Source organism: Pantoea sp. X-Soil-ISGK-285 (assembly GCF_059730815.1).
Window position 1 is genome coordinate 2,866,711 of sequence record NZ_AP035938.1, and the last position, 12,249, is coordinate 2,878,959.

At 55.2% G+C, this 12,249-nt stretch carries 10 protein-coding genes; 4 read left to right on the top strand and 6 right to left on the bottom strand.

All coding sequences use genetic code 11. The annotated features are described in order from the left end of the window. Positions 1 to 130: 130 nt before the first annotated feature. Positions 131 to 583, bottom strand: a complete 453-nt coding sequence (gene yfbV / locus AC6I8B_RS13495; protein WP_010258042.1) for a terminus macrodomain insulation protein YfbV — start codon at positions 581 to 583, stop codon at positions 131 to 133. A gap of 337 nt (positions 584 to 920) precedes the next feature. On the opposite strand from yfbV, the gene ackA reads away from it, so the two are divergent. Together ackA and pta are read left to right on the top strand one after the other, a co-directional pair. Further along, positions 921 to 2,123 carry an acetate kinase gene (ackA, locus tag AC6I8B_RS13500; RefSeq protein ID WP_010258040.1) on the top strand — a complete coding sequence of 401 codons (1,203 nt, stop codon included), beginning with the start codon at positions 921 to 923 and terminating at the stop codon, positions 2,121 to 2,123. Between the two features lie 85 nt (positions 2,124 to 2,208). After that, positions 2,209 to 4,341, top strand: coding sequence for a phosphate acetyltransferase (pta, locus tag AC6I8B_RS13505; RefSeq protein ID WP_031292718.1), 2,133 nt, complete (start codon positions 2,209 to 2,211; stop codon positions 4,339 to 4,341). A gap of 109 nt (positions 4,342 to 4,450) precedes the next feature. Here the strand turns inward: pta and yfcD are convergent, their stop codons facing one another. Both yfcD and yfcF read right to left on the bottom strand, forming a co-directional pair. Then, complete coding sequence (gene yfcD, locus AC6I8B_RS13510) at positions 4,451 to 4,975, bottom strand: NUDIX hydrolase YfcD (protein WP_010258035.1); 525 nt, start codon at positions 4,973 to 4,975, stop codon at positions 4,451 to 4,453. A 108-nt stretch (positions 4,976 to 5,083) separates the two neighbouring features. Further along, positions 5,084 to 5,725, bottom strand: coding sequence for a glutathione transferase (gene yfcF, locus AC6I8B_RS13515; protein ID WP_010258032.1), 642 nt, complete (start codon positions 5,723 to 5,725; stop codon positions 5,084 to 5,086). A 182-nt stretch (positions 5,726 to 5,907) separates the two neighbouring features. Between yfcF and AC6I8B_RS13520 the strand changes: the two genes are divergently transcribed. Then, positions 5,908 to 6,804 carry a TIGR01777 family oxidoreductase gene (locus tag AC6I8B_RS13520; RefSeq protein ID WP_010258028.1) on the top strand — a complete coding sequence of 299 codons (897 nt, stop codon included), beginning with the start codon at positions 5,908 to 5,910 and terminating at the stop codon, positions 6,802 to 6,804. A 33-nt stretch (positions 6,805 to 6,837) separates the two neighbouring features. Here the strand turns inward: AC6I8B_RS13520 and AC6I8B_RS13525 are convergent, their stop codons facing one another. From AC6I8B_RS13525 to dalD, 3 genes are read right to left on the bottom strand one after another with little or no spacing between them, the layout of a single operon-like run. Then, positions 6,838 to 8,118, bottom strand: coding sequence for an MFS transporter (locus AC6I8B_RS13525; RefSeq protein ID WP_010258025.1), 1,281 nt, complete (start codon positions 8,116 to 8,118; stop codon positions 6,838 to 6,840). Between the two features lie 27 nt (positions 8,119 to 8,145). Then, on the bottom strand, positions 8,146 to 9,615 hold the full coding sequence (gene xylB / locus AC6I8B_RS13530) for a xylulokinase (protein ID WP_033778732.1): 1,470 nt from the start codon (positions 9,613 to 9,615) through the stop codon (positions 8,146 to 8,148). 2 nt (positions 9,616 to 9,617) lie between these two features. Then, positions 9,618 to 11,006, bottom strand: a complete 1,389-nt coding sequence (dalD, locus tag AC6I8B_RS13535; protein WP_157352672.1) for a D-arabinitol 4-dehydrogenase — start codon at positions 11,004 to 11,006, stop codon at positions 9,618 to 9,620. A 195-nt stretch (positions 11,007 to 11,201) separates the two neighbouring features. Here dalD and AC6I8B_RS13540 point away from each other — a divergent pair, with 195 nt between their 5' ends. Then, positions 11,202 to 12,149 carry a sugar-binding transcriptional regulator gene (locus AC6I8B_RS13540; protein WP_010258017.1) on the top strand — a complete coding sequence of 316 codons (948 nt, stop codon included), beginning with the start codon at positions 11,202 to 11,204 and terminating at the stop codon, positions 12,147 to 12,149. The last annotated feature ends 100 nt before the right edge of the window (positions 12,150 to 12,249 follow it).

Sequence of the window (12,249 nt, forward strand, 5' to 3'; positions counted from 1 at the left end):
AGAGACCGCTCAGTTAATCGACAATGGAGAAATCATTGCACAGCGTTAGCGACACGGAAATCGCCGTATCACCATTCTTTGATTTGGCCGCAGGTTAGCGGTAAATATTTTACCGCCAGCCTGGGATGGGTCAGAGATCGTCGAGGAAAGTGCGGTCGAGTTGTTTGAACGCCCGCTTTAGCAGATCGGCCAGCGCCTGATAGGTCGGCTTGCCTTCTACTGGCGCTGTCGCCTGCCCCGCTTCTTCCAGCCGGGCACGAACTTCATGAAACCAGTTAAGCAGCGTCGGCGGCAGCGGCGTTACAGAACGCTTTCCCAGCCACCATAATCCCTGCATCGGCAGGGTACAGGCAAACAGCGCGGTCGCCACGGCCGGGCCTAACTGACCGCCCATCGCGATCTGCCAGGTCAGCGTAAAAATCGCCAAAGGTGGCATAAAGCGAATAGCAAAACGCGTTGCCGATGAAACACGGTTTTCCGGGAACATGGGTGCCAGGCGCTTATCAGCCGGCCAGGTCTTCATATAGTGTTGGCCGCGCTGAAACATCCGAAACCAATTGGTACTGCCAGATTCATTCGCCATGGCTCACCTCAACTAATGCTGTAAAAATTAAAAAATAGTTATAACTACACAACTTTACGTGACATCCTTCAATTATTTTTGTCTTTAAAGGTGACTCCAGCTATTCTGACGCCGTTTTATCCCCTTTCCGGAAGCGGATTGCGCTTTTGGGAAGAGGCCTGAGCCAGGTTCAGACGAGGCAATCTTCAAATTTTCGCGTAAGATTGCCGAAATTTTTTGCGGAAATGCAGAATTCTGTCTACCGCATGATGTTTGTCATTAATCTACCAGCTTTCATGGGCTACGCTGTTAGTCTGATTGCGTTTTATTTAGCCACTCTCAAAAAATAGGTAATTCCATGTCGAGTAAGTTAGTTCTGGTTCTGAACTGTGGCAGCTCTTCCCTTAAGTTTGCCATCCTCAACCCTGCCAGCGGTGAAGAATTCCTGTCTGGCCTGGCGGAATGTTTCCACCTTCCTGAAGCCCGCATCAAATGGAAGCTGGAAGGCGAAAAACAGGAAGCGCCTCTGGGTGCTGGCGCAGCGCATAGTGAAGCGCTGAACTTTATCGTTAAAACCATTCTGGCACAAAAACCTGAGCTTTCGGCACAAATTGCTGCAATCGGCCATCGTATCGTTCATGGCGGCGAGAAGCTGACTCAGTCAGTCATCATCACTGAAGAAGTGGTACAGGGCATCAAAGACGCCTCTTCTTTTGCACCGCTGCACAATCCGGCTCATCTGATCGGTATTGATGAAGCGATGAAAAACTTCCCGCACCTGTCAGATAAGAATGTCGCGGTATTTGACACCGCTTTCCATCAGACAATGCCGGAAGAGTCTTATCTCTATGCGCTGCCGTACAAATTGTATAAAGAGCATGGCGTTCGTCGCTATGGCGCGCATGGTACCAGCCACTTCTATGTGACCCATGAAGCGGCCAAAATGCTCAACAAGCCACTTGAGTCACTGAATATTATTACCTGCCACCTCGGTAACGGCGGTTCTGTCTCTGCCATTCGCAACGGCGAGTGTGTGGACACCTCAATGGGCCTGACCCCACTGGAAGGCCTGGTGATGGGTACCCGCAGTGGCGACATCGACCCGGCAATTATCTTCTTCCTGCACGATACGCTGGGTATGAGCGTCGATGCCATCAATAAACTGCTGACCAAAGAGTCTGGCCTGTTAGGTCTGACTGAAGTCACCAGCGACTGCCGCTACGTGGAAGATAACTACACCACCAAAGAAGATGCGAAGCGCGCAATGGATGTCTTCTGTCATCGCCTGGCGAAATATATCGGCAGCTACACTGCGCTGATGGATGGCCGCCTGGACGCCGTGGTATTTACTGGCGGCATCGGTGAAAACGCCGCGATGGTTCGTGAACTCTCACTGAAAAAACTGGCACTGCTGGGCTTTGACGTCGATCACGATCGCAACCTGGCGGCCCGTTTCGGCAAGTCTGGTTACATCAATAAAGAAGGCACCCGCCCGGCGCTGGTGATCCCGACCAACGAAGAGCTGGTCATCGCCCAGGACGCCGCGCGTCTGACTGCGTAAACACTTCTCTCCGTCAGCTCAGGCTGACGGAGTTGTTTTTGACACCCTGCCATTACTGAGAGGTTCAAACGTGTCACGTACAATTATGCTCATTCCGACCGGCACCAGCGTCGGCCTGACCAGCGTCAGCCTCGGCGTTATCCGCGCCATGGAGCGCAAAGGCGTTCGGCTCAGCGTCTTTAAGCCGATTGCTCAGCCGCGTACCGGCGGCGATACGCCGGATCAAACCACCACTATTATCCGTAAGAACTCTTCGATTCCTGCCGCTGAACCGCTGCAGATGTCACGTGTTGAATCACTGCTGGGATCGAACCAGCAGGATGTGCTGATGGAAGAGATCATCTCCCGTTACCATGCCAACACGCAGAATGCGGAAGTGGTGCTGGTTGAAGGTCTGGTCCCTACCCGTAAGCATCAGTTCGCCAACGCGCTGAACTATGAAATCGCGAAAACTCTGAATGCGGAAATCGTCTTCGTGATGGCGCTGGGCAATGACTCTCCGGCACAGCTGAAAGAGCGCATTGAACTGACGCAGAGCAGCTTCGGCGGTCAGAAGAATAAAAATATTACTGGCGTGATCATCAATAAACTCAACGCGCCGGTCGATGATCAGGGGCGTACCCGCCCTGATCTGTCAGAAATTTTTGATGACTCGTCAAAAGCCAGCATCGCCAATATCGATCCTAAGCAGCTGTTCTCAGACAGCCCGCTGCCGGTGCTGGGCTGCGTGCCGTGGAGCTTTGATCTGATCGCCACCCGCGCAATCGATATGTGCCGCCACCTGGATGCGCGCATCATCAACGAAGGTGAGATTCAGACCCGCCGGGTTAAATCGGTCACCTTCTGCGCCCGTAGTATCCCGCACATGCTGGAGCATTTCCGTCCAGGCTCACTGCTGGTGACTTCCGCGGACCGCCCGGATGTACTGGTCGCCGCCTGTCTGGCCGCCATGAACGGCATTGAGATCGGCGCTATCCTGCTGACCGGTAATTACGAGATTGACGATCGCATCGCGCGCCTCTGTGACCGTGCCTTCCAGACCGGCCTGCCGGTGTTTATGGTGAAAACCAATACCTGGCAGACCTCTCTGAGCCTGCAGAGCTTTAATCTTGAAGTGCCCGCTGACGATACGCAGCGCATCGAGAAAGTGCAGGAATATGTTGCCAGCTACATTAATGCTGACTGGATTGAGTCACTGACCGCTACGTCAGAGCGCAGCCGTCGCCTGTCGCCACCGGCCTTCCGCTATCAGCTGACTGAGCTGGCGCGCAAAGCGGGCAAACGCGTCGTGCTGCCAGAGGGTGACGAGCCGCGTACGGTTAAAGCGGCCGCTATCTGTGCTGAACGCGGTATCGCCACCTGCGTACTGTTAGGCAACCCGGATGAGATTCAGCGTGTTGCTGCGGCTCAGGGTGTCGAACTGGGCAAAGGGGTTGAGATTGTTGATCCGGAACAGGTGCGTGAAAACTACGTGCCGCGTCTGGTTGAGCTACGTAAGAGCAAAGGGATGACCGAAGTGGTCGCCCAGGAACAACTGGAAGATAACGTGGTGCTGGGCACCATGATGCTGGAAAGTGGCGAAGTGGATGGCCTGGTTTCAGGTGCGGTTCACACCACCGCCAACACCATTCGTCCGCCTCTGCAGCTGATCAAAACTGCGCCTAACAGCTCACTGGTTTCATCGGTGTTCTTTATGCTGCTGCCGGAGCAGGTGCTGGTTTACGGAGACTGCGCGATTAACCCGGATCCCACCGCTGAGCAGCTGGCTGAGATCGCAATTCAGTCAGCCGACTCTGCTAAAGCCTTCGGTATCGATCCACGTGTTGCGATGATCTCCTACTCTACCGGCACGTCAGGTGCAGGCAGCGACGTTGAAAAAGTGCGTGAAGCAACGCGTATCGCGCAGGAAAAACGTCCTGATCTGGTCATTGATGGTCCGCTGCAGTATGACGCCGCGATCATGGAAGATGTGGCGAAGTCGAAAGCGCCAGATTCACAGGTTGCCGGTCGCGCCACCGTCTTTATCTTCCCGGATCTGAACACCGGTAACACCACGTATAAAGCGGTACAGCGTTCAGCCGATCTGATCTCAATCGGGCCGATGCTGCAGGGTATGCGTAAGCCGGTTAACGACCTGTCGCGCGGTGCGCTGGTTGATGACATCGTCTATACCATCGCCTTAACCGCCATTCAGTCTCAGCAGGCTGAACAAGGCTAAGCGTCAGGTAAGAACGCAAAAGGCATGCCCCAGGGCATGCCTTTTTTTTGCCGGTAACAGAGCCGGAGGCTTTAATGCGAATCGCTGAGACGCGTTAAAGCGCCCGTTTTCAGGCCCGGTTATCGCCGTTGCGGCTCATCCACAGAGAGAGCGCTTTCAGCGAATCGTCAGTGAACTCATCACAACGTGCGGTGATCTCATCGGGCGTCATCCAGATAATCTCATCGACTTCCGATTCCTGCATGGCGAATGGCCCATGTGACACACAACTGAACAGTCCGCCCCAGACGCGACAGTGCTGATCTTCGAAGTAGAATTTGCCATGCTCAGCAAACGGCACCGCGGCAATCCCTAACTCCTCTTCCGCTTCACGTCGCGCAGACTCCAGCATATCTTCACCGCTCTGCACCACGCCGCCTGCGGTTGCGTCCAGTTTGCCCGGCATAAAATCTTTTATCTCAGTGCGACGCTGCACCAGAATCTTGCCCATACCGTCATGAACCACAATATAGGTAGCGCGGTGACGCAGGCACTCAGCGCGCATCTGCGCACGTGTTGCCTGAGCAACAACTTCATTCTCTTCGTTTACGATATCGACCCACTCGATGCCGTCACCCGCAGTTTGATCCACCATCCGTAACCCTTTCCTGTTTGGCGTACACTTGGGTACGCAGTTTGCCACGTCTTTATTTTTATGTGGCGTAAGGTAATCACTTCCGGCAGCCTGAGCAAGCCCTGGCTGTTACCGATTTTTACCACTTTCTGCTAACCACAGCTGTACTGAGGCTCGCTGCCACTGAAACTCAGCATAATCCCGCAGACGCGCGGGCAAAGGATCGCCATGCAATACCAGCCGGTTAAGCATCACCGCCAGATCGGTATCCGCAATTGACCACTCGCCAAACAGGTTCTGTTGCCCGTCCGGCAGCAGGCGATCGACGGCCATAACCAGTTTATCCACCGCCTGCTGCGCTGATGCGGTCAGCGGCGCAAAGCGCTCACCGGCAAACAGCACTTCTGTGGGACGCTCCTGACGTATCCACAGGAAGTCACTGCGCAGCCAGGCCTGGATCTCTCTGGCGCGGGCACGCTTCTCGCGGTCGCGGGGATAGAGGCGCTCAAATTCGGGCGCCGGAAAGCGCTCTTCAAGATATTCGGTAATCGCCGAGGATTCGCTTAACAGGAACGCATCAATCTGCAGGGTCGGGACCCGGCAGGTCAGCGACAGCTCGCGGTAAGCCGCGGCGTATTGCTGATTCTGCGACAAATCGACGCGCTTCAGCTGGAAAGGGATCCCTTTTTCGGTAAGAGCAACATAGGCCGACATGGCGTAAGGACTGAAAAATGATGAATCTGACCACAGGGTGATGGACGGATAATTCATCGGTTACCTCAATTGGCTGTCAGGGTTGCATCATGTTTACCGATTTTTATTTGGGAAGGCAACGCTGAGCTGATCCGATCTCTGCCTCCGGAATAAGAAAGCGCGACGCGACTCACGATAGAGTGGCTCGACTCTTCTATGCTGAAAGATGCAAATAACAAAAACATCAAGGGAGCCGCAACATGCACATTCTTATTACCGGTGGCACGGGACTGATTGGCCGTCACCTGATTCCGCGCCTGCAACAGCTGGGGCATCAGATCAGTGTGGTGACGCGTGACGTGGTCAGCGCGCGTGAAAAACTGGGCGAAGAGGTCGCGCTCTGGTCAGGGCTGGCGCAACAGTCGAACCTGGATACGATCGATGCGGTCATTAATCTGGCGGGAGAACCTATTGCCGACAAACGCTGGACGGAGCCGCATAAACAGCAGCTGTGTGAAAGCCGCTGGCAGATAACCGAGCAGATCGTCTCACTGATCAACGCCAGCGCCACACCACCGTCCGTGTTGATCTCAGGTTCGGCAACCGGCTTTTATGGCAACACCGGCGATCTGGTGCTGACTGAAGAGGATCAGGGTCAGGATGAGTTTACTCATCAGCTCTGCGCCCGCTGGGAGCAGCTGGCGCTCGCGGCTGAAAGCGAACGCACCCGCGTCTGCCTGCTGCGAACCGGCGTGGTGCTGGCGTCTGAGGGCGGCGCACTCAGCAAAATGAAGCTGCCCTTTAAACTCGGCATCGGCGGGCCGATTGGCAGTGGTAAACAGTACATGCCGTGGATTCACATTGATGACATGCTAAACGCCATTATCTGGCTGCTGGAGCATGATGATCTGCGGGGTCCGTTCAATATGGTCGCTCCCTACGCGGTGCGTAACGAGCAGTTTGCCGCCACCCTGGGCCGGGTGATGCATCGTCCGGCCTTTATGCGCACGCCTGCCAGCGCCATTAAACTGATGATGGGCGAATCGTCGGTGCTGGTGCTGGGAGGACAGCATGTGCTGCCAAAACGGCTGGAAGCCTCAGGCTTTGGTTTCCGCTGGTACGATTTGCAGGAAGCGCTGCAGGATGTCGCAGGATAAACATACGGCGGCCCTGGGCCGCCGTATGTTTCGTTAGTTACGCTGCTCTGCTACACGCGACTTCACTACCTTCTCTTCACGCGTATGCCCCGGTTGTGGCACACGAATAATAAAGGTCAGCACGCCAGCGAACACGTATAGCCCGGTATAGGCCCATACCACACCGACAATGTCGAAGAACGGCAGCATGACTGAGGCGATAGCCGGTGCCACAAAGTTACTGAGTCCTGCGGAGAGGTTGTAAATAGAGACCGCAGCGCCTTTATGATGCGGTTCCAGCGTGGGAAATACAGCGGTCATCGGTACAAACGCGGCGACAAAAATGCCCAGCATTACCGCAGGGATTAATGCGACCCAGAAGTTATGACCCGCATACAGCGGCAGATAATAAAAGGTCAGGCTGGAGATGGCCATCCCCAGGCAACCAAACCAGCGCACCTGACGGATCCAGCCCAGCTTCTCTCCCGTGAGGCCCCAGAAGATATTCGTAAATATAGTGACAAAGAAGAACACCGCCCAGATTTGTAGCCATTCAGAGATGGTAAAGCCGAGACGATCGACAAACAGCAGTGGCATGATAATGGCGAAACCAAACAGCGACAGCGTGTTGATGATGCGAATCAGGCAGGCATAAAACACATTCTGATTGGTGAACAGGATGGTCACGGCACGCGCCATCTCTGTCATCTTGTCACGCATCGGCAAATTCACACGAGAGCGATCCACCGGTACCTTGCGCAGGCTGAAGTATGCGAGGATCCCACCACAGGCCACCCAGATAATAGCCAGCCACAGCGTCCCCGTTTCCCCCAGCATCGGAATGGTGAGACTTGGCAGATAGCTGCCAATCACCCCGATGCCGACAGAATACATCGCCCAGAACCAGCCGGTCGCCGCCGCCAGTTTTTCGCGCGGTAAGACCTGCACCAGCATCATCATGAAAGAGTAGATAAACAGCGGATAAGCCAGCCCGCGAATGCCGTAGAACAGCACCATCAGCGGATAGTTGCGCAGGCCAAGCCCCAGCGACATAAACAGCGTATGCATCACGATCCATAACACAAAGCCAATCATCATCGCGCGCTGCGGTGTGATCAACTCGGCTACCACGCCAGATGCCCAGGCCGCCAGGGCTGCCGCTAAGCCATAGAAGGTGAATACGACTGCAGACTGCGCGGGCGTAAAGCCCATATCGGTGATATGGCGCGACAGAAACGCCATTTCAAAGCCATCACCCGCCATAAAGATTGCGATAGCGAGGAAACCCCAGAACATCTTTTTCGGTAAGCCAAACCAGTATTCGTTCGATTGCATCACAATTACCTTCTGTCTGGTTAGTCGTTATGCAGGCAGCAAACTGCGCACCTGTTGTTGCTGGACGTAGAGTTCCCGGAACAGACATAGCCGCTTTTGCAGCACGGCACCGCGCGTCTCGTCCGGTTGGTAGCACGCCTGCACAGCCGGCTTCAGACACACCTCATGCTCAAGGCCGCCATCAGCCAGCCACGCTAAACGTGCCGCACCCAGCGCGCCAGATGCGCTGGCGGGATGGGTAACAATGGGCAGTTGCAGCACATCGGCAATCAATTGAGCCCACAATGTGCTACGTGCGCCACCACCGGTCAGGCTGCACTGCTGAATGTGATGCCTGGCATCGCCGAGCACACTCAACCCATCAGCCAGCCCAAATGCCACGCCTTCAACCACCGCATAGCCCAGCAAGGCGCGCGGGGTTTCATGGCGCAGATTGAAGAAAGAACCGGATGCGTCAGGATCGTTATGTGGTGTGCGTTCACCAGACAGATAGGGCAGGAAAACCGGGGCGCTACGCACTTGCTCATCACTGAGCTGGACCATCTCCTCCATCAGCTGGCTTTCACTGACCGACAGCAGATTGCACAACCAGCGCAGACAACTGGCGGCGCTAAGCATCACACTCATCTGGTGCCAGCGGCCCGGTAACGCATGGCAAAAGGCGTGCACCCCGCATTGAGGGTCAGCCCGTAAGCGGTCGTTTACGACAAAAATCACACCGGAGGTACCCAATGAGATAAACGCATCACCGGGATTCACCGCCCCCACACCGACTGCCGATGCGGCATTGTCACCGCCGCCACCCGCGACAGTAACCGCAGTAGATAAACCCCACTCGCTCGCCAGCGTCGGCTGCAGGCGTCCACTTATGGCACTGCCTTCTACCAGTTCAGGCATTTGGGCACGCTTCAGTCCGGTGATGGCCAGCAGTTCTTCCGACCAGTCACGCCGGGAGACATCGAGCCACAGCGTTCCGGCAGCATCCGAAGGCTCACTGACAAAGCGCCCGGTAAGACGCCAGCGCAGGTAATCTTTCGGCAGCAGGACCTTATCGATGCGGCTGAAAATTTCTGGCTCATTTTCCGCGACCCAGTGCAGTTTCGGCAAAGTGAAGCCGGGCATAATCATATTGCCGCTAATTTCCATTATCCGGGGATTGCTCTTCCGTAGCCTTTCACACTGCGGTGCACTGCGCGTGTCGTTCCAGAGGATACACGGACGCAGCACCTTCCCCCCGGCATCCAGCAACACGGCCCCGTGCATCTGTCCCGATAATCCAATAGCGCGAATCGCGGCCCATGCCAGAGGAAACTGATGACGTAATCCCGCCAGAACCTCGCTGCAGGCTTGCCACCAGCATTCAGGATCCTGTTCAGCCCAGTGGGGATGGGGACGCTGCACGCTCAGCGTGGCGTGCTGAGCCGCCACAATCTCACCGTGCGTATTGATGATCAGCGCTTTAAGCTCTGAGGTACCAATATCAATGCCGAGATACATAATTACACCGCCGCCAGTTCAGGCTGTTTCAGCCACTGCTGCAAACTCGCAACACGGCGGGTGACTAACTCATGAAACGCCTTATCAGATGCCAGTTCCGCAAACAGCGCGCTATCACTCAGGTATGCATGGAGCGGATCGGCGCTGGCGAACTGCTTACGTAGCGTATCGACCTGTAGCGCACCGTCCTGATAGCAATAGGGTAAATTGTCATCGGCCCATCGCTGCATAAACAGGAAGAACAGTGCCGGAATCACCGCCGTTGCGGTGGGCTGCGCACCGCGCTGGTAGCACTGTTGCAGGGTTGGCGTCACCATGCCGGGAATTTTGGATAAACCATCGGCACCGACGCGCTGATTGGTATCTTTAATGTAAGGATTACTGAAGCGGGCCAGCACCACGTCACGATAATCCGCTAAATCAAGCGGGCTGGGAGACAGAGAAGGAATGACATCCTGGGTCACATAGTCGTGAGCCAGTTGATAAATCGCCGGATGGCTGGTGCTCTCATCGATATAGTTCAGACCAATCAGTGTGCCCGCCCAGGCAATCGCAGCATGTGTCGCATTGAGGATGCGAATTTTCGCCTCTTCCCACGGCAGTACCGATTCCACTAGTTCAACACCGACCTTTTCCAGCGCCGGGCGCCCGGCAATAAAATCATCCTCAATGACCCACTGAATAAAAGATTCGGCCATTACTGCTGCGCCATCCTGTTTGCCGGTCGCCGCCTGCACGCGTTCTGCCACCTCCGGAGTAGGACGGGGTGTAATGCGATCAACCATGGTATTCGGTGAACGGGTTTGCGTGCGCACCCAGTCGGCCAGCGCGGTATCGCCTTTGGCCGTAAGAAACGCCAGGAAGGCGTCACGGAAACGTTCACCATTGTGCCGCAAATTATCGCAGTTCAGCAGCGTAACAGGCGGACCGCCTTGCGCAACACGCTGTGTCAGAATATGGCTGAGTGCGCCGTAGAGGGTGCGGATATCTCCATCCAGATCGGCCTTCACATCTGCCTGATTGAGATCCAGGGTAAACGCGGGCGTCAGGTAGTAACCCGCTTCGGTCACGGTAAAGCTAATCACACGCGTTTCCGCACTGGCCCCCTGCTCGATCAACGCACTGATATCACTGTCCCAGGGCAAAATTTTGCGCAGCGAAGTGATGGTTTCGTAGTCGCGCTTACCTTCAGGCGTCACGGTTTCCAGCACATATTCTCCCTGCTGCGCCGCGAGCTGATTGAGCAGCGGCACTGCGTCATTACGGATATTGCCGAGCGCGATGCTCCAGCTTTCATCACCCTGCTCACGCAGTTTATGCAGATACCACGCCTGATGTGCACGATGAAAAGATCCCGCGCCGATGTGCATCCACACTGATTGGTTGTTCATAATCGCCTCATTTAAACATTTGCCACACCTAAGGGCATTTGCCCGATGACCTGTAGCATAGTGCCTATTACGAAGATCCTTCTGCGAGCTGTGTCACAAATAATATTTTTGCTCCCATTCTGGGCTTTTGCTCAGTTAGTGCTTTTCGACCCGCACGGCGTTAAGATGTCCCCTCACATTCGACGGAACATCGTGATGAGCAGAGAAGAAAAAAAGCAGGAGCTGGCCGCACGTGCCGCATGGATGTATTACGTCGCAGGCGTGACACAGCAGGAGATTGCGCAGGCATTGGGATTGTCACGACAGGTAGCGCAGCGGCTGGTATCCAGTGCACGTGAAATGGGCATGGTGAACGTAAAAATTGATCATCCCGTCACACACTGTCTGCAGCTGGCGCGTGAGGTACAGGCGAAGTTTGGTCTGGATTTGTGCCGCGTTGTGCCATCTGCCAGTCTGAATGATGAGGCTATTCAACAAATGCTGGCAGTTGAAGGCGCGGCGGTGATGACACAATTCATCAATGAGGAAACGCCTCAGGTGTTCGGTATTGGTTCCGGTAAAACCCTGCGCTCAATGATCGATGCGCTACCCTGGGTTGATCGCCCGCAGCATCATTGCGTTTCCATGATTGGTGCCATCGCGCGGGATGATTCCGGTACACGCTATGACGTACCGTTGAAGATGGCCGAAAAGATGCAAGGTAAGTATTTCTTTATCCCCGCCCCCTTATACGCCGACACCCCAGAGGATAAAGCGATGTGGGTGCAGCATAAGGTTTACCAGCGCGTCATTGATCGCGCATTACAGGCGGACGTGGCTTTTGTGGGTATTGGCGAAGTGATGCCGGGCTGTCCTTTGAATGCCGAGGGATTCATCACAGATGCGCAGGTCGAGGCGCTAAATGGGCGCGGCGTGGTGGGCGAAATGCTCGGTCACTTTTTCAATCAGCAGGGTGAGCGGGTATGGGGCGAAACGGATGAGCTACTGACCAGCGTGCGACTGGAAAGCCGGACTCAGCGTAAAATTATTGGCTTTGCGGGTAGCGAGCGCAAGTATCCAGCAATCCGTGCCGCATTACAGGGCGGCTGGGTATCGGGACTGGTGACCGATGAGGATACGGCGCTGAAGCTACTGCAAAAGTGATATCTCAGCATGGATGCAGAGTGCGAGGGCAGAACGCAGAGATGACGCAAAATCTCAAACGCGGCTCGCACTTATTCTGCGCAGGGCACGTTACGCCGGT

Coding starts and splice junctions, on each gene's coding strand:
- xylB (WP_033778732.1), bottom strand. CDS start 9,615: ATGTATCTCGGCATTGATATTGGTACCTCAGAGCTTAAAGCGCTGATC.
- yfcF (WP_010258032.1), bottom strand. CDS start 5,725: ATGAATTATCCGTCCATCACCCTGTGGTCAGATTCATCATTTTTCAGT.
- yfcD (WP_010258035.1), bottom strand. CDS start 4,975: ATGGTGGATCAAACTGCGGGTGACGGCATCGAGTGGGTCGATATCGTA.
- yfbV (WP_010258042.1), bottom strand. CDS start 583: ATGGCGAATGAATCTGGCAGTACCAATTGGTTTCGGATGTTTCAGCGC.
- ackA (WP_010258040.1), top strand. CDS start 921: ATGTCGAGTAAGTTAGTTCTGGTTCTGAACTGTGGCAGCTCTTCCCTT.
- AC6I8B_RS13520 (WP_010258028.1), top strand. CDS start 5,908: ATGCACATTCTTATTACCGGTGGCACGGGACTGATTGGCCGTCACCTG.
- AC6I8B_RS13540 (WP_010258017.1), top strand. CDS start 11,202: ATGAGCAGAGAAGAAAAAAAGCAGGAGCTGGCCGCACGTGCCGCATGG.
- AC6I8B_RS13525 (WP_010258025.1), bottom strand. CDS start 8,118: ATGCAATCGAACGAATACTGGTTTGGCTTACCGAAAAAGATGTTCTGG.
- pta (WP_031292718.1), top strand. CDS start 2,209: ATGCTCATTCCGACCGGCACCAGCGTCGGCCTGACCAGCGTCAGCCTC.
- dalD (WP_157352672.1), bottom strand. CDS start 11,006: ATGAACAACCAATCAGTGTGGATGCACATCGGCGCGGGATCTTTTCAT.